We start from the raw sequence: 22,096 nt of genomic DNA, 5'->3' as shown, positions 1-22,096 counted from the left end.
TACTGATGACCAAGAACCCATGTCACCGGGATGCATATCCCGGTGACATAAGAATATTTTCTCTCGCCGCCACATCCATTTCCTCACAATAAATTCCCCATACACCTCAAACACAGCAAAACAATTGCCGACCATCGTCAGCACGAGTGGAGAGCTTCAAAAGCTTGCCGGAATATGCAAGCTACGAAAAATAGAAGACGAGGAAATATCATGCAGAATTTTTCGTATACCGAAGCCTCGGTAATCAGAAAACCAATTTTTGAATCACCGTCCGATGACATCGGATATTGGGAGGCCAATCCCGATGTTGCCACATGTATGCTGTCCGCGTCCCAGCATTTCGTACACTATGGCCAGCACGAAGGACGTATGCAGGCCACTAACCAGAATGCCATTGCGGACATACGCGAGAAGAAGCTAGCCCGTATCGAATTTCGCCAGCCCCCTACCACTCCACGCACTTATGGCCAGCCCGCGAATTACATGACGGATGCCATAAAGCGGGATTTTCACATTCCCTCCTTCCCGCCCATTTCCGCTCATAATTATGGAGACAAGATCTCCAACCTCCAGAAACAGCATCCAGAATGGATGTTTCTGGACGTCGGGGCCGGACTGCGGGACAGCGTCACCAGCCAGATGGTCAACGTTGACGTTTTTCCGTCTTTAAGCACCGACGTCGTTTGTATTGGCGAAAATCTGCCTTTTGCTGATGCCCAGTTCGATTTCGTGCTTTGCGCCGCCACACTGGAACACACAAAGCGCCCCTGGGAGGTCGCTGCTGAAATTTGCCGGGTACTGAAACCCGGCGGCATAGTTCGAATAGACTATCCCTTCCTGCAGCCGGTCCATGGCTATCCCTCGCATTATTTCAACGCCACGCCCGAAGGAAATATCAGCCTTTTCGAGAAGTGGTGCGACATTCAATTTTGTAGCGTAGAGGAACATTTCCACCCCGTACACGCCCTGCGCTGGATGATGGAGGAATGGAAAAACGGCTTGCCTGAAACGGTCAAAACCCAGTTCGGCGCTCTGCGCGTGGATGACTTTCTCTCGTCCTCCATCCCGCAGATGATCCAGCAGCCCTTCTGCAAAGACCTGAACGGTGAAACTCTGAAGGTAATTTGCGCCGGCTCAACACTAGAAGGCATCAAGAAAAAAGAAGAGCAATTTTACGGCAGTTCGCGCGAAGAGCATCTCGCTCAGTCTGCCTTGGCGGCGCAGCGCGATCTTGAAATCATCCGCGCCTCTACCTCCTGGAAATTAACAGCCCCCTTACGGGCAGCCTTCAGGCTTTTCCGAAAAAAATCCTGAAAACCACCTCGCCGCTTAGCAACTCGATCCATCGGGCCATGACCGTCTCTTCCTGAAACTCCAATGCTTTGCGGCGGCCCATGGCAGACATAGCCCGCCGTTTTTCTGTCTGCTCCATCAAGGACAGAAGCGCCTCGGCCAACGCGTGAAAGTCGCCCGGCTGAACCAGAACCCCACTCACGCCGTCTTCCACGATTTCCGCTGGCCCGGTTTCACAATCGAACGACACAACCGGCAGCCCGGCCGACGCGGCTTCCAGTAGAACCATGGGAAATCCTTCATACCGGGAAGAACAAACATACAGTCCAGCCAGCCGATATTCCGCTTCAATCTGGTGTGTTGCCGGAGCCAGCATCACGCACGAAAGCCCTTCTGCGGCCTGAAGCAAACGATCCCGGTCGGGGCCGTCCCCACGGATCAGCAGAGACCAACCTGCACTGCGGGCATCAGCTTCCACCATCCGCCATGCCGCCAACAGAAGGTCGTATCCCTTCTGTGGCGTCAGTCGGCCTACCGTCAGAACGGTTCGGGATGTCTCATCATAAGGCGTTTGCCAGACAAGAGGAGCCATGTTGGGGATGACTACCAGAGACGCCCGAACGTCCCGTCCTGCCTGCCAAAGCGCCTTGTCCCGAGCCGTCAGAACAACAACATCGTCAGCCCATCTGGCCGCAATCTGTCGCCCCCAGACCCGTTTGCGACGCCCCAGCGTAATGTTGAAATTGAAGTGCTCCCACACGATGCAACGGCATCCAGCCAGACGGGCGGCAGCCACGCCATACAGAGCATGTGTGGCTTCCACGACTACCAGTGTGTCGATGCGGTTACGCTTCAGATAGCCCACCAGTCTCCCAACAATTCGGGGCCAGGAATTGAAAATTTTTACCGGCTTTTCAAACAGGGATTTTACGGGAATTCTGTCATCCAGCGGAAAAACGGGCGGGCCGTTTCCCACAAGTTCCAGCAGATGAACCGTCACATCCCGCTGAACAAGCCCGTTCATCACCGCACAGGCAGAGCGCTCGGTTCCGCCTGTTGCATTAATATGTTGGATGACAAAGGCGCACCGCATGCGGGATGGTCTACCCCATTCAACTCAAAACGCCTAAGAAACAGATATGACGATTTCACCTCAAACCCTCTCCACCGACGTCGCGATTGTTGGCGCCGGTCCGACCGCCCTCTTCGCAGCTTTTGAATGCGGAATGCTCAAACTGAGCTGCGTTCTGATTGACGCACTCGACAGTATTGGCGGCCAGTGTGCGGCGCTCTATCCGGAAAAGCCGATCTACGACATTCCAGCCCATCCTTCCATTGAGGGCGGCGCGCTGATCGAGGCTCTGGATAAGCAGATTGCCCCGTTCGACGTCCCGCGCCTGCTCGGCTCCCGCGTGGAAACGCTGACGGGCCATCGTGGAGATTTCACGCTGACAACAGCGCGTGGCGACACGGTGAAAGCCAAGGCCGTCATCATCGCGGCGGGTGCAGGGGCGTTCGGCCCGAACCGTCCGCCGCTGGATGGATTGGAAGCTTACGAGCGCACAGGTGCCGTTCAGTATTACGTCAAGAAGCGTGCTGATTTCACGGGCAAGACAATCGTGGTCGCCGGTGGTGGCGATTCCGCGCTCGACTGGGCTCTGTCCCTCTCCGAAGTGGCCGAAAAGATCTATCTTCTGCATCGCCGTGACCGCTTCCGCGGCGCGCCGGAAACACTGTCCCGCATCGAAGAGCAGATTGCCGCCGGACGCATCGAGAAGGTCGTCCCCTACCAGCTTCATGCCCTGCATGGCACGGACGGGCAGCTTTCCGCCGTAGAAGTCACCACATTAGCTGGCGAATCCCGCCATCTGGACGCCGACACGCTCCTGCCATTCTATGGTCTGTCCACGGATCTTGGCCCGATCGCCCTATGGGGACTGGATACGCATCGCAACACAGTGCCTGTCACGCCAGCTACGCTGGAGAGCAGCACGCCAGGCATTTTTGCCATCGGCGACGTGGCCACATACCCCGGCAAGCTTAAATTAATTCTTCAGGGATTTTCAGAAGGCGCAATGGCAGTTCATGCCATCCACGCCATAGTTCATCCGGATACAGCCCTGCACTTCGAATATTCTACCAGCAAGGGCGTTCCGGGCTAAAAACCGGGGGTAGACAACCGTTTCCGCTGGTGCTGATCTGATCGGTACCAAATCGAAAAAACGGTTTTCTACCAATCGGAAAGCAGCAGAACTGTCATGAAAATCATCGTCATGGGCGCCGGTGTCATCGGTGTCACAACCGCCTGGTACCTCGCTCAGGAAGGCCATGAGGTTGAAGTCATTGACCGGCAGCCTGGCGTAGGGCTCGAAACATCCTTCGCCAATGCCGGTCAGGTCTCCCCCGGATATTCAACACCGTGGGCCATGCCGGGTCTGCCGTTCAAAGTCGCCAAATGGATGATGAGCAAGCACAGCCCGCTCATCATCCGCCCGCGCTTCGATACCGCCATGTTCCGGTTCATGGGCGAACTGCTCGCGAACTGTTCGGAAAAAGCTTACGACATCAACAAGAGCCGTATGCTCCGGATTGCGGAATATGCCCGCGACAAGATCGACGCCCTGCGCGACGAAACCGGCATTACGTATGATGGCGACCAGAAAGGTCTGATCCAGCTTTTCCGGACGGACGCACAGGTCGAACACGCAGCCGAAGACATGCGTCTTCTGGCCGAAAGCGGCATCGACCATCAGCTTCTGAACGTCGATGAAATCATCGCTCATGAGCCAGGTCTGGCCCATGCACGCCATCGTCTGCGCGGCGGCCTGCGCCTTCCGGGCGACCAAACGGGTGATGCCCATCTCTTCACGCGTCGCCTCGCCGCGATGGCCGAGCAGAAAGGCGTGAAGTTCCGCCTGGGCACGAACATTGAAGCCATTGAGGCCACCAGCGATTCCATCCTGAGCATCCGCACGAGTGCGGGCCGCCTCAAGGCAGACGCTTATGTTCTTGCACTCGGAAGCTACTCTCCGCGCCTGATGAAGCCGCTGGAGCTGCGTCTGCCGATCTATCCGGTGAAGGGCTACTCCCTCACCATGCCGATCACGGACGAGAGCCGTGCACCGGTTTCGACGGTCAATGACGAAACCTACAAGGTTGCCATTACACGCCTCGGGGACCGCATCCGCATTGGTGGTACAGCTGAGCTGACAGGCTTCAGCCTGCGTCTTAGCCCGGACCGTCGTGAGACACTGGAACTGTCCTTCAATGAAATGTACGGCGGCGGCGACCTCTCTGCCGCACGTTACTGGACCGGCCTACGCCCTTGCACCCCGGACGGTACACCTATCGTCGGTCCGGCACCGCGCTATGACAACCTGTGGCTCAACACGGGGCATGGCACGCTCGGCTGGACGATGGCCGCAGGCTCCGGCCAGATCGTTGCTGACCAGATCTCCGGCCGTCAGACAGCTATCCCGTCTCTGGATCTGTCTCTCGACCGTTACCTGTAAAGACATCTTCCCCGGCAAGGTCGTCATTGCCCTTGCCGGGAAACACTGAATGCACAGTGGCACAGGCTCTGACGGCAACTGCTGAATAGTTGCTGTATAGCTAGGACAGGCAGACCAAAACGTCCTCTCTTCTCACAGCCGGAAGAGCGTTCTGAAGCTTCTGCTTACGGCCTGCATCCTCATGCCGAGGCATTGCCAGGTACTTTTGCCGGATAGAGGGTGCCTTCACCAATCAGCCATTTCCGGCAAAGCAGACTGCCGAGCTCATGCCTGTCGGCCATGAGCCGCGGCGCTGTGATCGCGCGGCAGCCTTCAGACAATAAAAAACGGGGCCAGCCCTAAGGCCGACCCCGTTTCATCACAACAGACCGGTCAAACCGGTGCCCATTCTGAAATCAGTTGGACGGAGCAGCTGCGTCGTCTGTCGGAGCGGAAGTCGCAGCTGCGGCCTTCTTGTGCTTCTTGTGATGCTTCTTCTTGTGGTGGTGCTTCTTCTTGGTCGTCGTGTCCGTAGAAGTCGCAGAATCCGTAGCAGCTGGTGCAGCAGCTTCCGGAGCAACCGGGGTTGCAGCAGGTGCCGCAGCCGTCGGCGCCGTTGTGGTTTCTGCCGGTGCGGCAGGATCAGCGAAAGCCGGAGCAGCCGTCAGGGCCAGAGCGGAAACGGCAGCGATAAGGGAACGGTTGAAAAGGCGCATCTGAGAACGAGGCTCCAGAGAACTGAAAAACGGACCACATGCCAGAAAAACTGTAGTGGCCATAGTTTGAAACTAGCACCAGACAACGTCTTCGTCGTGCATTAACTTTTTGAAATTTCAGGGGGATAGAGGCTTGTCTTCGCAAAGACGCCTCAATTCCGCCAAAGTCCCCGCGAGGACTTCCTGATTTCTTTCTCACGACTCTCAGGCACAAAAAAAACGCGCACCGGAGACCCGATGCGCGTTCTTAAAGATCAGTTCCTTATCGGAAAGATCAGCTCTCACGACTCTTGGAAGCGCGCTTACGCTCGTTCGGATCCAGGTAACGCTTACGGATACGAATGGCGGACGGCGTCACTTCAACCAGCTCATCGTCTTCAATGTAGGCGATGGCCTGCTCAAGGCTCATGCGGCGCGGCGGCGTCAGAAGCAGTGCTTCGTCCTTGCCGGATGCACGCATGTTGGTCAGCTTCTTTTCACGAACGGCGTTGATGTCCAGATCGTTCTCGCGGGAATGCTCACCCAGGATCATGCCTGTGTAGATCTTCTCGCCAGCGTCAACGAACATCGTGCCACGATCCTGAAGAGCGAACAGCGCATACTGCGTCGTCTGACCATCTTCAGCAGAGATCAGCGAGCCGTTGCGACGGCCTTCAATCGTGCCAACATATGGCAGATAGCCGTGGAACAGACGGTTCATGAGGCCCGTGCCGCGCGTGTCGGTCAGGAACTCGCCATGATAGCCGATCAGGCCACGCGACGGGATCAGGAACGTCAGACGGACCTTGCCACCACCGGACGGACGCATGTCCTGCATCACGCCCTTACGCAGGGACATCTTCTCGACAACGACGCCCGAATACGGCTCGTCCACGTCGACCAGAACTTCTTCGAACGGCTCTTCACGCTCGCCGGTCTCTTCGTTTTCACGGAAGAGCACGCGCGGACGACCGATCGTCAGCTCGAAGCCTTCACGACGCATCGTTTCAATCAGAACGCCAAGCTGAAGTTCGCCACGGCCGGCAACTTCAAAAGCTTCGCTTTCCGGGCTTTCCGTAACCTTAATGGCTACGTTGCCTTCAGTTTCCTTGAAGAGACGGTCACGGATCTGACGGGACGTGACCTTCTTGCCTTCACGGCCACCCAGCGGACCATCGTTGATGCGGAAGGTCATGGACAGGGTCGGCGGATCAACCGGGCGGGACGGGAGCGGCTCGGTGATGGACGGATCAGCGATCGTGTCAGGAATCGTTGCTTCGGACAGACCGGCAACGGCCACGATGTCACCAGCTTCGGCTTCATCAACCGGCACGCGATCAAGGCCGCGGAAGGACAGCAGCTTTGTCAGACGGCCGCTTTCGACAACCGAACCATCCGGACGCAGCACGCGAACCGGCATGTTCACCTTCGCACGGCCCTGATCGATACGACCCGTCAGGATACGGCCAAGGAAGTTGTCGCTCTCGAGAATGGTTGCAACCATTCCGAAAGGTGCATCCTTGTCGACGTCTGGCGTCGGAACGTGGCGCAGAACCAGATCGAACAGCGGAGACAGATCCTTCTTCGGTCCATCCAGCTCAAGATCAGCCCAGCCCTGACGGCCGGAAGCGTACAGCATCGGGAAGTCGAGCTGGTGCTCGTCAGCGCCGAGGGACGCAAACAGATCGAAGATTTCTTCGTGCACTTCGTCTGGACGCGCATCGCTACGGTCGATCTTGTTCACGACCACGATCGGACGGATACCGCGAGCCAGAGCCTTACCCAGAACGAACTTCGTCTGCGGAAGAGCACCTTCAGCGGCGTCAACGAGGATGATCGCGCCATCCACCATGCTCAGGATACGCTCGACTTCGCCACCAAAGTCAGCATGGCCCGGCGTATCAATGATGTTGATACGCGAGTCTTTCCAGACAACGGACGTGCACTTGGCGAGAATGGTGATACCACGCTCGCGTTCGAGATCATTGCTGTCCATCGCGCGATCAGCAACGTGCTGGTTCTCGCGGAAAGAGCCGGACTGCTTGAGGAGCGCGTCAACCAGCGTGGTTTTGCCATGATCGACGTGCGCGATAATGGCGATGTTACGGATTTCCATGTGGTCTTCCAGACGGTGCATCGAAGATAAGAATTTGCGCCGTCTTCTGCACCGAATCCCGCGAATATGCAAACTCTGTCGCAGTCTTTTCGCATAAATCACGACTTGAGCGTGGACTGAAGCTGGTCCAAATCATCAGAAAACATAGTCTTTTGCGAGTAGAATCCATTATGTCCGACACACCCCCGACCGGGCCTTCAGCGCCGGGAACCGATGCCCTGAGCCAGCTTGGCCGCAATACACCTGCCGCAAGCTGCCCCGAAGAAGCCGTTCTGGAACGCGTCCCTTCCCCGCATCAGGGTCGCAAATACGTTGTCCGTTTTACGGCACCGGAATTCACGTCCCTCTGCCCGGTCACAGGCCAGCCGGACTTTGCGCATCTTGTGATTGACTACATCCCGAGCAAATGGATCGTGGAGAGTAAGTCTCTCAAGCTGTATCTCACCAGCTTCCGCAACCATGGCGCTTTCCACGAAGACTGCTCGGTATCGATCGCTGAGCGTCTGGTCGAACTTCTGGATCCGGAATGGCTGCGGATCGGTGCCTACTGGTATCCGCGCGGCGGCATTCCAATCGACGTGTTCTGGCAGACGGGCGAGCCGCCAGCAGGCGTGTGGATTCCGTCACAGGATGTGCCAGGCTACCGGGGCCGCGGCTGAAGCATGACGGAAGCGGCTGCCATTGCCCGTTCGGGCGGTCCTGTCACACAGGCGCGCCTTACGGTCGATTTCAGACGGCTGGGCCTTGAGCCCGGCATGACTGTTCTGGTCCACACCTCCATGAGCCGGATCGGCTGGGTGTGTGGGGGGGCCAGAAGCGTTATCGAGGCGCTGTTTCAGGCTGTGGGACCGGAAGGCACGATCGTCATGCCAGCCCAGTCCTCCGAACTGAGTGATCCGTCTGGCTGGTGCGAACCTCCCGTTCCGCAGAGCTGGTGGGATACCATCCGGGCCAGCATGCCCGCTTTTGATCCCCGCCTGACGCCCACACGCGGTATAGGGGCTGTGGCAGAGGTTTTCCGCACCTGGCCGGGCACACGACGGAGCCTGCATCCGCAGGTTTCTTTCAGCGCCCATGGTCCTCTGGCGGCAGACATTCTCTCCAGCCAGCCTCTTGAGGATCCGTTCGGCGCCATATCTCCCCTCGCCGTCCTGAACCGGACTGGCGCGCATGTCCTGATGATCGGGACTGGCTGGGACACTTGCACGGCGCTCCATCTGGCGGAACGTCTGGCCGATCCGCAGGGATCGACCTTTGAAGATGGAACAGCGCTTTTCGTGGATGGTGAACGACGGTGGGTCCGCTTCCGGATGCCGCAGACAGATGTGGACCGTTTCCCGGTTCTGGGTGCCAGACTGGACGGACATCCGATGCTGCGACATGGCCATGTCGGGGCCGCGCCTGCGCGCCTCTTTCCAGTCGATCAGGCCGTCAGCCTGGCCGTACAATCATGGGGCCAACCTGCTCTCACACCGTGAGGTCGGCCCCCATAATCTGACGGGGCCGCTTCCTCAACGCGAGGATCATCAGGGCGCTACCATAGACCAGCGCCACACCATCCAGCCCCAGATCAAGACGCGACACTGATCCTGACATCAGATGGTGCGCTATATCGGCAATCGGAATCAGGAAGGTTATAACGCCTGCAAAGACCAAAAGAGGCACAATACTGCGCGTCCCCCCCAGCCAGACCGCGACAAGAAGACAGCCTAGAAGCACCGCATAAAACAGAGCTTCTACCGTTTGATAATGACCGCCTTCCGGAAGGAAGGGAACCGCAGCCAGCACTGCGGAAATTCCGCTGACACACCCGATCATGCAGCCCGACGTCAGCACCGAAAGACATCGTGTCCCAAAACTATCGGCCATCAAACCTTCAGAGCGCTCCCGCCGTCTGCGCGATGAGAGCCAGAGCTGGTTTCCCGAATAAAAAAGAAACGCGCCTCCAAACCCCAGAACGGCATAAACCCAGCGGACGAGCCACCCCCCGTAAGTTCCGAAATGCAGAGCGTAAATCAGCGTCAGAGCCTGGAATGCCGATGTCTGATGGTCCGGCAGGAAATCCGTTGTGGTCAGACGGCCGGTATAGGGACTGACATCCGCATATCCTCCCTCCGGCCGCCGGGCGATCTGTGCCTTGTTCTGCACCGTAACCCGCAAGGAAAACTTTCCTCCACGGCTGGAATAAACCAGCGCTTCAGGTTCAAGGTCCGGAACCTGCCTGTGAAACGCCTCCACAATCTCCAATGGCTCCAGCAGGGTCTGCGGACGCTGCCCTGTGCGGACATGGTCTTTTCCCGGCTGATGACTCAAGGCGGCAGGAAGAAACAGAGTTTTTTCAAGCGCCATGATCGGCTGATAAAAAGCAAATCCCGCGGCGGACGCTGCCATCACGATATGGAACGGAAGCGAGCAGCCCCCCAGAAGCGTATGGAAATCAAGCCAGACCCGGCGCAGGTTTTCATTCACCCGCAAGGCGAAAAGATTACGGACCAGCGACGGCAGCAGAACGATCGTACCGGACACCAGCGCCACTGCATACAGCAGGGCCACAATTCCCATCACGAGCCGCCCGTATTCCCGGTTCAGGGGCAGGCCAATGCGCTGATGAAGGATATTAAGAAAGTACATGGCCTGAGAAGGCGTACGCGTCTGGGTAACAAGGCTGCCATCCGGAGCAAAGCCCGCATAAACGGTTCGTGCCGGACCATGATCCCTGTCAGAAGATGTCGTCCACATGAGACTGGAAGGACTGGCAGCGTCCGGACGCAACACCACCGTGTAATTGGCAGCCATCGACGGGTCGGAAGCCTGCGCCTTCTGCACCAGTTCGGACAGGCGTTCGGCCGGAACGGGTGCGGGTAGCATGGATGTCTGGGATGCCCAGTTTCCGAGAGGCAGTTCAAACATCGTCATGCCGCCCGCATAGAACGCAATGAACAGGAACAGGCCTGCTGTAATGCCCGCCCAGCTATGGACGTTCCGATAAAGCCTGACGATATCGCCGCGTATCTTCATGCCATGAGGCCATGCAAAAGGAAGAACAGTGCCCACACACTTCCATTGAGAAGCGCCAGAACAACCCATGCCTGACGAGGCGAGCGAAAAAGGAAAGAAAACGCTACGAGAAGCCCCCAGACTGGCCCTGGAAACCAGCGCAGAAGCTGCGATGTTACGGTTTTCAGCTGGGCATCCGCATGGAAGAACAGTCCCAGCACCCCCATCAAACCGGTGGCCAATGCGGCACCGAGCACCAGCCCAGCCATGGCTTTTCCAAACCAGCCGGCCCCGTCCAGAGGCTTCTGCTGTGCAATATCTTTCACGAGAGACGCCCTTGCGGTCTGAAAACTGCGATCAGGAACGGCAGGAGAATGCTGGTCAGCATCAGAAGCGCACCCACAGCCAGACATGCCGCCAGAATATGCAACTCCTGCGCCATGACGAGGACGGCCAGAAGGATACACACCCCTCCCGGCAGGACGCCTTTCCATATCGGCAAAGGCTGCCGCAAAAGACACTGGGATGGCGCAGACAGATAGAAAAGACCGGCCGCCAGAACCGTCAGGAATACAGAAAAAAGCTCAAACACCACTGGCGAGTTACCAACGATAGGACAGAGTGACAAAGACTGCCCGCCCCGGCGCCCAGGCACAAGCGACGGAACGCGTACAGGCGGCAACGTAATGACGGTTTGTAATGTTGGTGCCGTTAAACTGAATTCCGAAGCGCTGGTAATCGATGTGCGCCTGCAAATCCCAGACAACCTGGCTTGGAACCGTGAAGGTTGCAGGAAGTGCTCCCGCGGTGTTGCCCGTATAGCGCACGCCGCCTCCCAGACCCGTCACCCAGTTCCGGGTCAGATGGAAATCCCGCTTCAGGAACAGGGATGCCATATGGGACGGGATCGCAACCGGGCGCTGATTTTTCTGAGCCGCTACAGTCGTCTTCGTAATCCGGGGATCCTGATAGGTAAACGATGCCAGAATATCGATCTTGTAAGGCAATCGCCCTACCCCTTCAGCCTCAAACCCGCGCGTTCTCTGCTCACCCGTCTGGATGTCATAGGTTGAATCCGTGGGATCCGTGGTCAGAACATTACTCTCCACCAGATTGAAAAAATCAGCAGTCAGCATGAAATCTTCGCCCCACGGCGTACCATGCGGTGGCTTGTATTTCAGACCTGCCTCGATCTGGCGTCCACGCGTCGGAACAAATGCTGCATTCTCACGCGTCGTACCCACCTGCGGCTGGAAGGACGTTGCGTAAGACACATACGGAGCCAGACCGATGGAGGATTTGTAAAGCAGTCCGACACGCCCCGTGAAAGCATTGTTCTGCTGAGGTGTCTTTCCACCCGTCAGGTTGTTGACGGTCAGGCTTTGCGTGAAATCTTCACGGCCAGAAAGCGTAAGGTAGAAACGATGCCAGTCAGCCTGTTCCTGAGCGTATAGACCCGTCTGGGTTTCCGTTTCGTTTGTATTGGTTGTGGTGCCGTAAGTTGGCCAGGAAATCGGGTTATAAACCGGATTGTACAGATCAAGGGATGGCGCTGTCTTCTGCCCACGACGGAACGCCATGAAATCACTACGAAAATCAACGCCCGTAAGAAGTTCATGATGAACCGCGCCCGTCCTGAACTTTAGATCAGAACGCGTATCGAGCGTGACGTTGTTATAATTTGATGACTGCAACAGCGCCTGACGCGTCAGGGTTCTCTGGTCCGCAGACAGCGCAACAGCCGTCACGTATCGATATGACGCATCAATATGCGCGTAACGCATGTTCTGACTGATCGTCCAGTTCGGCGTCAGATGGCGCGTGAAGCTGTATCCGATCGATGCCTGACGCTTTGAATAAACGTCAAAATCGGCATCGCTGTTCAGGAAATTGCGCGCGATATATCCGTATGGGCTTGCATAAAGCGTTCCATCCGCAGGTAAAAACTGGGACGTTGACCCGCCATCGACCTGCTCATAACTGGCCAGAATCGTAAAATCCGTCTTGCTGTCAGGACGCCAGCTTACGGAAGGCGCAACATAAATCTCGTTGTTTTTAATATTCTTGGCATAGGTGTCCGATTTCCGGATCAATCCGTTGAAACGCCAAAGGAGTGTCTTGGAGGCATTGAGCGCTCCCCCCACATCTGCAGCGCCCTGAACACGACTGTAAGAACCGGTCTGGAATGTCACCTGATTCTGCTGGTTCAGCCGCGGGCGTTTACTGACAGCATTGATAATGCCGCCAAGCTGTCCCGAGCCATATAGCGCAGACGAGGCACCACGCAGAACGTCCATTTCCTCCAGGCCCCAGGGCTCAATGCTGTAGGAGAAGGATGTCGTCGCGTCGGGTGTCCGTGTTCCGTCAAGGTAGATGTCCGGGGTGAAACCACGGATCGTTCCAAAATAACCTCGGGGATCATCCTTGGAGCCATAATCTGACACACCAGCCGCATACCGGACCGCCTCCCCGAGACTTCGGGCGTTCAGCATTGTCATGCGGGCCTGGGTAATAACCGTGAGGTTCTGGGGAACATCTTCAAGCGGCGTTGAGGTCTTGGTCGCCGCGTTGCCGCCAGCCGCCAGCAATCCAACATGGCTGGCTCTGACTTCCAGCCGCTCTTCCTTGGATTGGCTTTCATGCCCTGAACGCAATGCAGGTTTTTGAGGGCGTTCCAAAGCATGATGATGCCGCGGGCGTTCCTGCTCTGGTTCCTGCGCAAAAACCAGACCTGATGGTAGTCCCAGCAATACAGTTGCACAGGGAATAAGACACGACCGTACCCGCATCGCAAAATCTCCGAGAAAGCGAGCGGGGGATAACACTAATGAGAATTATTCTCAATAACAGAAAAATGGGAAATTCCGAAAAACATTCGTAATTTCCATCACTTTTTCAAATTATAGACTGAGAGTTTTGTAACGTAACCGAAGAATGCGCGATTACGCCTCTATCCCCAACTGTCCCTGGAAATATAGCAGCGGCGCTTCGTCCTGGACCGTGATGCTGGTTGGGCGCGCCATAAAGAGCGCATGGGTGCCCCCCTGAAAGGTCTCCACAAGCTCACAATGCATCTGCACCAGTGCGCCATCAATGAAAGCCGTACCGTCTTCGGATCGCACCACAACGTCTGACCCGAATTTGTCAGCCGTGCGGCTTGCGAAAAGCATGGCGACATCCTTGTGACTGTTGTTCAGGATGCTCAGACCAAAACGTCCTGCTTCAGCAATCGCCTTATAGGTCGAACTGCCACGGTGCAGACAGATCAGGAGCAGCAGCGGGTCAAGGGAAACAGATGTCAGGGCACTGATGGTCGCGCCCTGTTCGCCTTCGCTGCCCGTGGCCGTCACAACAGCGACACCCGTTGCGAAATGGGACATGGCCCGGCGAAAGTCCTGCTCATTCAGCGTCGTCATGACAACTCTCCTGCCATCGTCGGAATCTTTGGTTCCGGCACACTTACAGGAGAACCTTGGTCGTCACCAGAACCTGAACAGCAGGGCCTGCTTCAGAAACGTGCTGTCATGGGATGCGCGCCCATCCGTCCGTTTTCCCGGTCAAGAGCTGTAATGGCCGCCATATCAGCGTCATCGAGCGAGAAATCGAAAACATCCAGATTTTCAGCAAGGCGCTTCAGATTGGCGGATTTCGGAATCACAATGAACCCGCTTTGCAGATGCCAGCGAATGATGACCTGCGCGGGTGTGCGTCCAACATGCCGGGCGATCGCGCCAATCGTCGCATTCTCAAGCAGTTGCCCCTTCCCCAGCGGACGCCATGATTCCGTGCGGATATTATGCTGCTCGTTGAAGGCCCGAACCGCCTTCTGCTGAAAGAAGGGATGAAGTTCAATCTGATTGACAGCTGGTACGACACCTGTTGCATCCATGATGCGTTCCAGGTGCTCAGGCTCGAAATTTGATACACCGATGGACTTGACGCGTCCTTCTTTCTGCAAGGCAACCAGCGCCTTCCATGTATCGACATACTGGCCCTGTTCGGGCATGGGCCAGTGAATAAGGTACATGTTCAGAACAGGACGTTTCAGCAGGCGGCAGCTCTCTTCATAAGCGCGGATCGTTTTGTCGTAACCCTGCTCGTCATTCCAGACTTTCGTCGTGACAAACACATCGGGCGAACCGAGGAGGCCTTCGCCAACACCATCCTCATTCTTGTAAAGCCGAGCCGTATCAACAGAGTGGTACCCAAGCTTTACCGCTGCGCGAACGACATGCGCTGTTTCTTCAGGTGGTGTCTTCCACACGCCCAGACCAAGCTGTGGAATGATGCGTCCATCGTTGAGCGTAATGCGCGTCTGGTTGTCCATGTAAGAAACCGGATCAGTCATGAAAAGCTCCTTGCCGTGCCTCAATGCTCTTTGCCAAACGCCTTTTTCTCGATGTCAGTTCAACCCTGTTCAAGCAGATGATAGAGCTTGCGACTCAGCGCCTCAGTGCTGAACGGTTTGACCAGCAGCGCGCAACCAGGCTCCAGCAGTCCTTCGTCCAGAATATTCTGCTCCGCATATCCGGTTATGAACAGGACTTTCAGACCCGGAAATTTTTCCCGCATACGGGCTGCAAGCTGCCGACCGTTCATCCCGCCTGGCATGCCGATATCCGTAATCATCGCCTCTGGCTGAAGGGAAGGGAGACGCTCTACCAGTTCCAGCGCAGAAATAGCATCTTCGGCGGTGAGCACCCTGGCTCCAAGATCCCCTACAACATCGCTGACAATCAGCCGAACCGCTTCTTCATCATCCACAATCATAACGAGTTTTCCGGACAGCCAAGGCATACCCCCCTGCTCCATCACGGCTTCGCCTTCGGCGGCTGGCGCTTTTTCAAGCAGCCCATCATATCGCGGCAGGAAAAGACTGACGGACGTTCCCTCCCCCAAACGAGACCGGATTGAAACTGCCCCGCCGGACTGACGTGCAAATCCGTAAATCATGCTGAGTCCAAGGCCCGTGCCCTTGCCTAGCGGCTTGGTCGTAAAAAAGGGATCGAACGCCCGTTTGGCTGTCTCGTCAGACATGCCGCATCCGTCATCTTCAACTCTCAGCAGAACATAATCTCCGGGCGGGACACCGACTTCATGGGCAGCGCCACTTCCCAACGTGCTGTTGCTGGTTGAAATTCGGAGCTGATTACCCTTTTCCTGCATGGCATCACGAGCATTGATGCAGATATTCAGGATGGCATTTTCAAGCTGATTGGCATCAATTCGTGTTGTCCAGATTTTGGAGACCAGTGCGAAAGTGAGAGAAATTTCAGGACCAACACTTCCCTGCAACAGTGCTTCCAACCCACTCACCAGCTCATTGACATCCGTCGGTACAGGATCGAGAGGCTGACGGCGCGAAAATGCCAACAGACGATGCGTCAGGGATGATGCACGGCGAACAGCGTCCTGCGAGGCAATAATATAGCGTTCCAGACCGGTCGTCCGCCCTTGGGACAGGCGCATGTCCAGAAGTTCGAGGCTACCCCCGATCCCGGCCAGAAGGTTGTTGAAGTCGTGCGCCAGCCCCCCGGTCAGTTGCCCAACCGCTTCCATTTTCTGGGACTGGCGAAGCTGTTCCTCAAGATCATTGCGGTCTGTGATGTCGCGCCCGACGCCATAGATGCTATCGCCTTCATTATTAAAGTTCCAGTTGTAGATCCGCCAGGTTCCATTGCGATGCCGCATACGGACATCCAGTCCGATGTCAGACCAAGGCGAACTTTGCTGGGCTCGGTCAAAGGCCTCGCAGACGGCAGCCTGATCTTCGGGATGGCACAGCGCATCGACCCGCAATCCAACCAGACCTTCCTGCGTGTAACCCAGTGCCCGTAACCATGAGGGGCTGACAGCAAGGTAATGACCGCTACGACTGATGATAACGAACAGATCCTTGGCAATCGTCCATAGCTGGTCACGTTCCCGCGTTCGCTGACGGATACGCTCTTCCAGCATGACGTTCATTTCGCGAAGCTGCTGCTGTGTCTTGGCCTGGCGCATGGCGGCATGGGTACGGTCTGCGACGGCGCGGGTAAAAACGATTTCTTCCTCAGCCCAGACATGCGGAACGGAGGAATAGACACACATGACGCCAACAAGACGCCCGAACTTGAAGAGGGGAACATTCATTACGGCGCGAATGTTCAAAAGTGCGAACCGTTCTGTTCGTCCGGCGGTCATCGGGTCCTGCTGCACATCGGATATGGCAACAGTCCGGCCCCGGGCAAGCAAAGGGCCGTAATCTCCATAATCGCGAAAGGCGTGAAATCCTCGGATGGAAGCCTGCTGCTGCAGATTAATCCCTTTGCCCAGGCTGGCCGTACGCATCGCGCCTATCAGCAATCCGGTTCCCGCTTCATCAACAGTCCCATATGCGGCACAGGTTACATTCAATTCCCGGCACAGGATCTGGGCGGCGACCTCCTCCATTTCATCTGCATTTTCAAGCGCGCGCAGGCGATCGCCAAGCTCCACGAGCACCGTCTGCCGAAGAGACTGGCGTTTGCTCTGATCGATATCGAAAACAATGCCTGTGAAGCGGATTGCTCGTCGCTCCTCGTTCAGATCACAGCGCCCGTTTCCTTCAAACCAGCGAATGCCTGACGGTGTCTGAATGCGGAATTCAAACTCACATTTTCCACCGACACGTACGGCATTCGCGATTGTCTCCGCAACACGTGCCTGATCTTCAGGTTCGATGGCCTCATAGAATGCCGTGACCGGAACACCCTGCTGAAGCGCATTGACATCCAGCCCCAGCGTTTCTGCAAGTCGGGCATCACCGATCACAAGACCGGAATTATCATCCCAGACCCAGGTTCCGGCGATCGCTCCGGCATCCAATGCAAGCTTGAGACGTACCGCAGACTGGTTCACCTCCGTCAGATCACGCCCGATGGCCAGAAGCTTCTGGACCTCTCCATCTTCATCAAAGACTGGTGTGATGGCCACATCCCAGAAGCGACGGTTGCCCCGCATCGTCGTGGCATATCCCTGAAAACGGGCGGTCTCTCCGGCAAGGGCAGCATTTACAGCCTGCTCTGCTCGTGCCCGCGCCTGAGCACGCCACAGATCGATCCATAAAATTCCATGCAGAATGATAGGGCTATCCAGTTCCATGGCCCGAATTCCGCCTTCATTGATGAAGCGGATGCAGCCTTCACGATCAAGAATATGGATGCAGTCTGGCGAGCTGGAGAGAAGCAGGCGAGTAAAAGCCTCACTGGATCGCAAGGCTTCTGCCGTCATGCTGGCATTTGACAGATCAACGACAACACCGACACAGCACAGGTCGTCACCATCCGTTTGCTCGTCGTCCATCCAAGCCCGCATGAGCAGATGCCGAACCATGGTCGGTCCCTGATCATGAGACAGAATGATGCGAAACCGGAGTTCACAGCTCCCTTCCTGCCGCAGCTCTTCTTCCGCGACGGTTTCGTAAGCTTTCCGGTCTTCCGGATGAAGGCGACTGTAAAAATCTTCCATCGATACGCCAGACGCCATCTGCGTAGAGGGGATACCCCAGGTCATCGCAAAACGCTCGTCACCCGTTATGACGCGCTTCACAAGATTCCCGCGAAAAAAACCCATCTCCGCGGCTTCAGCCATGCGCTTCACCCGGCGCTCCAGCCTTTTGAGCTGATCTGCCATTACGGTAGGAGCAACAACCGGCTCAGGCCTGAATACATCCCGCGCGTACTGCTCACACAATGCCCGCACGTTTTCCAGACCATCCCCTGCCTGGCGCACATACAGCCAGACTTCAGGCGATCCGCTATGAACGGGCAGCCGACGGGTAGAAGGAGCCTGCAAAGATGATGTCAAAGCAGCCAGAGAACATTCATCCCCGGCAGATGCGAGGAGCCATTCCTGTCCTTGATCCTGTGCCATGAGAAGAGCTGCCCCACCGCCCAAAGTCGCAGCAAGGGTCATGAAATGGTGTACGGACGGGGCCTGAAAAGCAGACCGGGTTTGATGCATTGCAGAAGACAGAAACCCGTCTTCGTCAGCCAGTAGTCCCTCTTCGCTGCTCATCATGTGTTTCCCCGGTCACCTCTTGCCCAATAACGAGACAGTAGAGCAGCTAATTCTAGCATATCCCTGACGGTTCGTCCTGCTATCGTATCTGGTCTTTTGCGCAAGCTTCATGCGACTTTGCCTCGGATCAGACGTTGCCAGAGTCACAAACATTTCATTCGAAGGAGATTTCATCATGCTGGGTATTGATCTGAGCGGCCGCACCGCCCTGGTAACCGGCTCCACCGGTGGAATTGGTCTGGCCATTGCCCGCCGCCTGGCAGAAGCCGACGCCACGGTTATTATTAATGGACGCAAACAGGACACTCTTGATGGGGCACTGGAAAAGCTGCGTGCCCATGTCCCCGGAGGCAGCTTTCGCAGTGTCGTCGCTGATGTCGGTACGCCAGAAGGCTGCGATGCCCTCGTCTCGGCAGAAAGTAACGTGGACATTCTCGTCAACAACGCAGGTATTTTCGGACCGAACGATTTTTTCAAAACTACGGATGAAAGCTGGCAGAAGCTTTTTGAAGTGAACCTCTTTTCCGGAGTTCGTCTTGCGCGGGCATATATGCCAGGAATGAAAGAGCGTAACTGGGGACGCGTTCTGTTCATTGCTTCTGAATCCGCAATCAATATTCCCGTCGAAATGATTGATTACGGCGTCAGCAAGACGGCCATGCTCGGCTTGGCCCGTGGACTAGCCAAGGACATGTCCGGCACAAATGTGACGGTCAATTCCATCCTGCCCGGACCGACGTTATCGGAAGGCGTTGAAGCCATGCTGAAAGCCCAGAATCCGGACAGCACCCAGCCTGTTGCCGAACTGGCATCGGATTTTGTGAAGAAGCATAGACCCAGCAACATTCTTCAGCGCATGGCAACGGTAGATGAGGTGGCAAATATGGTCGTCTATGCTGCCTCTCCTCTCGCTTCTGCCACAACGGGAGCGGCATTGCGCGTGGACGGCGGCACGGTGGATACGATCTAAAGCCCGCAGACAGCACGAATAAAAAAACCCGGGCCCTGACTGGACCCGGGTTTTTCTGTTTTTGAAACTCAACCGCGGCGGGCGGCGGAGATTTTCTGGTCAGTCCGATACTGGCTGAGCGCATAGACGGACCAGATTGCAGCCGGGATCCACCCAATGACCGTCACCTGAAGAAACAGGCAGATAATCCCCGCGAACGGGCGACCAATGGTGAAGAACTGAAGCCACGGCAGAAGCAGTGCCAGAATGAGACGCATGAAATGTTCCTTTCCTTTGACAGATTGAACCATTGTTCGTGAGGAGCGCCTCAGATGCAACAGCAACCTAGTTTGCGCCCCCGTCCTTGCACTCTCCTCCATCCCGGCAGATCAGTTCCAGCAAAAGCACGGAGTGTCCCGTAACGGTGTATTCGAACTTCTGCTCGAAGACCTCTTTCTCAACCTCCGCTCCTGCATCCGGCTGGTTTGTATCAAGCAGAAGTTTCCAGCGACCCTCGTTTGTTTCTGGCAGAATGAAGGGAACGGCCTCTTTCCACCCATTGAACACAATCAGAACCGTCGCATCCGATCCGCGCCTCATGATGCCGCTTCTCTGACTGCGCCCATCGATCATGAGACCAAAACACTGATCGTGCTGCCAGTCTTCAGGCATCATCAGACCACCGGTCGCCGTGACCCAGCTTAGCTCCTGAACATCCAGTTCCTTGTTATAGGCTTCCGTGAGAAAGCGACTGCGATGGAGGATCGGATAGCGATGCCGAAGTTCGGTCAGACGCTTTACAAAAGACTGAAGCCGTTTGCCCTCATCGCTGATGTCCCAGTGCAGCCAGGAAATTTCACTATCCTGACAATAGGCGTTGTTGTTGCCCTGTTGCGTGCGACCGAATTCATCCCCCGCCACGATCATCGGCGTTCCCTGAGACAAAAGCAGGGTGGACAGCATATTCCGGCACTGACGCCAGCGGACGGCATTGATGTCGGGGTTGTCCGTCGGTCCTTCTACACCGTAATTGTAAGACCGGTTGTCTGGCGAGCCGTCTTTCCCGTCTTCCCCATTCGCTTCGTTATGGCGCTCGTTGTAAGACACGCAATCCATGAGCGTGAAACCATCATGAGCCGTGACAAAATTCACGCTGGCCCATGTGCGGCGTCCGCTGTGGTTGAACCGATCAGGGCTGGCAAGCAGTCTGGGTGCCAGTTCAGCCGATTTAGCTTCGCCTCGCCAGAAGTCACGTGTCGTATCGCGGAATACATCGTTCCACTCTGCCCAGCCCGGCGGAAAATTTCCTACCTGATAGCCTCCCGGTCCAACATCCCAAGGCTCGGCAATTAATTTGACATGGGAGAGCACGGGGTCCTGCTGGCAGACGCGAAGAAACGTGGAATCATTATGGAATCCATCTTCTTCGCGAGCCAATATCGTTGCAAGGTCGAATCTAAATCCATCGACCCCCATTTCTTCAACCCAATACCGGAGACTGTCAGCTACGAACCGGATGCAATTCAGATGCGTCAGGCTGAATGTGTTTCCCGTACCTGTTTCGTTTATGTAATGTCTTTTACTGTCTGGCATCAGACGATAATAGGAAACATTATCCAGTCCCCGGAAAGAGAGCGTAGGCCCAAGCTCGTTCCCTTCCGCCGTATGGTTGTAAACCACATCCAGAATGACTTCGAGGCCGACCTCGTGGCATGCACGGACCAGAGCACGAAACTCCTGAGCAGCGTTATACGGATCGGACGCGTAATGGCTTTCGGGTGCAAAAAAGCCGATCGTATTGTATCCCCAGTAATTGCTCAGCCCTTTATCCGCCAGGAACTTACTGTTGACGAAGCTCTGAACCGGCAGGAATTCGACCGCCGTAACACCCAGTTCCCGAATACTTTTCAAAAGTGCCGGATTGGAGAGACCTGCATACGTGCCACGAATTTTTTCCGGCACATCCGGGTGTAATTTTGTGTAGCCCTTGACGTGCATCTCATAAATAACCGTATCCGCCCAGGATGTATTGGGATGATCGAAATGCTGAGGCGTCGGATCAATAATGATCGCTTTCGGTACAAATGCTGCGCTGTCCGCGGAGCTGAAGCTCAGATCCTGGTCTGCGTGCCCCAATTCATATCCAAAAAGGGAAGGATCCCATTTCAGGTCCCCCTGAAATGCTCTGGCGTATGGATCGAGCAGAAGCTTGTTCGGATTAAAACGGTGCCCTTCATCAGGCTCATAAGGACCATGAACCCTATAACCATAAAGCTGTCCTGGCCGAAGGTCCGGAACCCAGCCATGAAAGACATGATCGGTATATTCCGGAAGGCGGATCCGATCCGTTTCCCTCACACCGTCGTCATCGAACAGGCACACGTCAACCGCTTTTGCATGCGCTGAAAAAACTGCGAAATTGACCCCGTCATTTTCAAACATGGCCCCCAGACGATTGGGGGTTCCTTCCTGTAATCCCTTCTGGCGCGAACCGCTCATACTCATTGTTCCAGAA

General features: G+C 56.1%; 18 protein-coding genes. 6 read left to right on the top strand and 12 right to left on the bottom strand.

All coding sequences use genetic code 11. From position 1 onward, the window contains the following. Window positions 1-210 precede the first annotated feature (210 nt). Window positions 211-1,314, top strand: a complete 1,104-nt coding sequence (locus tag GFR01_RS00275) for a class I SAM-dependent methyltransferase (protein WP_099180841.1) — start codon at window positions 211-213, stop codon at window positions 1,312-1,314. Here GFR01_RS00275 and GFR01_RS00270 read toward each other — a convergent pair. Continuing rightward, window positions 1,289-2,386: a glycosyltransferase family 4 protein gene (locus tag GFR01_RS00270; protein WP_099180840.1), complete on the bottom strand. Its 1,098-nt coding sequence runs from the start codon at window positions 2,384-2,386 to the stop codon at window positions 1,289-1,291. The two genes, GFR01_RS00275 and GFR01_RS00270, sit on opposite strands and share 26 nt — an antisense overlap. Before the next feature lie 46 nt (window positions 2,387-2,432). Between GFR01_RS00270 and GFR01_RS00265 the strand changes: the two genes are divergently transcribed. Next, a complete protein-coding gene (locus tag GFR01_RS00265; RefSeq protein WP_063904529.1) occupies window positions 2,433-3,455 on the top strand; it encodes an NAD(P)/FAD-dependent oxidoreductase in 1,023 nt (340 codons plus the stop codon). Between the two features lie 96 nt (window positions 3,456-3,551). Next, window positions 3,552-4,805, top strand: a complete 1,254-nt coding sequence (locus GFR01_RS00260) for a D-amino acid dehydrogenase (RefSeq protein ID WP_099180839.1) — start codon at window positions 3,552-3,554, stop codon at window positions 4,803-4,805. 395 nt (window positions 4,806-5,200) lie between these two features. Here GFR01_RS00260 and GFR01_RS00255 read toward each other — a convergent pair whose 3' ends face one another. Both GFR01_RS00255 and typA read right to left on the bottom strand, forming a co-directional pair. Further along, on the bottom strand, window positions 5,201-5,500 hold the full coding sequence (locus GFR01_RS00255) for a hypothetical protein (protein ID WP_063904632.1): 300 nt from the start codon (window positions 5,498-5,500) through the stop codon (window positions 5,201-5,203). A 274-nt stretch (window positions 5,501-5,774) separates the two neighbouring features. Then, entirely contained in the window at window positions 5,775-7,595 is a 1,821-nt protein-coding gene (gene typA / locus GFR01_RS00250) for a translational GTPase TypA (RefSeq protein WP_063904633.1), read from the bottom strand. Window positions 7,596-7,765: 170 nt separating this feature from the next. Between typA and queF the strand changes: the two genes are divergently transcribed. Together queF and GFR01_RS00240 are read left to right on the top strand one after the other, a co-directional pair. Next, complete coding sequence (queF, locus tag GFR01_RS00245) at window positions 7,766-8,254, top strand: preQ(1) synthase (RefSeq protein ID WP_063904531.1); 489 nt, start codon at window positions 7,766-7,768, stop codon at window positions 8,252-8,254. Between the two features lie 3 nt (window positions 8,255-8,257). Beyond that, the gene (locus GFR01_RS00240; protein ID WP_099180838.1) at window positions 8,258-9,073 is read left to right on the top strand and encodes an aminoglycoside N(3)-acetyltransferase; all 816 of its coding nucleotides are present in this window, start codon (window positions 8,258-8,260) and stop codon (window positions 9,071-9,073) included. Here the strand turns inward: GFR01_RS00240 and GFR01_RS00235 are convergent. The 7 genes from GFR01_RS00235 to GFR01_RS00205 all read right to left on the bottom strand — a co-directional run bounded on the left by GFR01_RS00235 (window position 9,063) and on the right by GFR01_RS00205 (window position 18,632). After that, window positions 9,063-10,613: a PepSY-associated TM helix domain-containing protein gene (locus GFR01_RS00235; RefSeq protein ID WP_099180837.1), complete on the bottom strand. Its 1,551-nt coding sequence runs from the start codon at window positions 10,611-10,613 to the stop codon at window positions 9,063-9,065. The two genes, GFR01_RS00240 and GFR01_RS00235, sit on opposite strands and share 11 nt — an antisense overlap. Further along, window positions 10,610-10,918, bottom strand: coding sequence for a hypothetical protein (locus GFR01_RS00230; RefSeq protein WP_099180836.1), 309 nt, complete (start codon window positions 10,916-10,918; stop codon window positions 10,610-10,612). Before GFR01_RS00230 ends, GFR01_RS00235 begins: the two co-directional genes overlap by 4 nt. Continuing rightward, window positions 10,915-11,184 (bottom strand): hypothetical protein, encoded by a 270-nt coding sequence (locus GFR01_RS00225; protein ID WP_099181563.1) that lies wholly within the window; start codon window positions 11,182-11,184, stop codon window positions 10,915-10,917. The genes GFR01_RS00230 and GFR01_RS00225 overlap by 4 nt, the downstream gene beginning before the upstream one ends. A gap of 10 nt (window positions 11,185-11,194) precedes the next feature. Continuing rightward, window positions 11,195-13,381, bottom strand: coding sequence for a TonB-dependent siderophore receptor (locus tag GFR01_RS00220; protein ID WP_099180835.1), 2,187 nt, complete (start codon window positions 13,379-13,381; stop codon window positions 11,195-11,197). 153 nt (window positions 13,382-13,534) lie between these two features. Further along, window positions 13,535-14,008: a flavin reductase family protein gene (locus GFR01_RS00215; RefSeq protein ID WP_099180834.1), complete on the bottom strand. Its 474-nt coding sequence runs from the start codon at window positions 14,006-14,008 to the stop codon at window positions 13,535-13,537. 92 nt (window positions 14,009-14,100) lie between these two features. Then, entirely contained in the window at window positions 14,101-14,940 is an 840-nt protein-coding gene (locus tag GFR01_RS00210; protein WP_099180833.1) for an aldo/keto reductase, read from the bottom strand. A gap of 59 nt (window positions 14,941-14,999) precedes the next feature. Beyond that, window positions 15,000-18,632 (bottom strand): PAS domain-containing protein, encoded by a 3,633-nt coding sequence (locus tag GFR01_RS00205; RefSeq protein ID WP_099180832.1) that lies wholly within the window; start codon window positions 18,630-18,632, stop codon window positions 15,000-15,002. Window positions 18,633-18,807: 175 nt separating this feature from the next. On the opposite strand from GFR01_RS00205, the gene GFR01_RS00200 reads away from it, so the two are divergent. Beyond that, on the top strand, window positions 18,808-19,602 hold the full coding sequence (locus GFR01_RS00200) for an SDR family NAD(P)-dependent oxidoreductase (protein WP_174694631.1): 795 nt from the start codon (window positions 18,808-18,810) through the stop codon (window positions 19,600-19,602). Window positions 19,603-19,670: 68 nt separating this feature from the next. Here GFR01_RS00200 and GFR01_RS00195 read toward each other — a convergent pair whose 3' ends face one another. Together GFR01_RS00195 and glgX are read right to left on the bottom strand one after the other, a co-directional pair. Continuing rightward, window positions 19,671-19,859 (bottom strand): YqaE/Pmp3 family membrane protein, encoded by a 189-nt coding sequence (locus GFR01_RS00195; RefSeq protein ID WP_010503854.1) that lies wholly within the window; start codon window positions 19,857-19,859, stop codon window positions 19,671-19,673. A 67-nt stretch (window positions 19,860-19,926) separates the two neighbouring features. Continuing rightward, window positions 19,927-22,080: a glycogen debranching protein GlgX gene (glgX, locus tag GFR01_RS00190; protein ID WP_099180830.1), complete on the bottom strand. Its 2,154-nt coding sequence runs from the start codon at window positions 22,078-22,080 to the stop codon at window positions 19,927-19,929. Window positions 22,081-22,096: the final 16 nt, after the last annotated feature.

The sequence above is a fragment of the Gluconobacter frateurii genome, assembly GCF_002723955.1.
GTDB lineage: Bacteria > Pseudomonadota > Alphaproteobacteria > Acetobacterales > Acetobacteraceae > Gluconobacter > Gluconobacter frateurii.
Note: the sequence above shows the minus strand (reverse complement) of the source record. Positions and strands in the feature narration are given on the sequence as shown.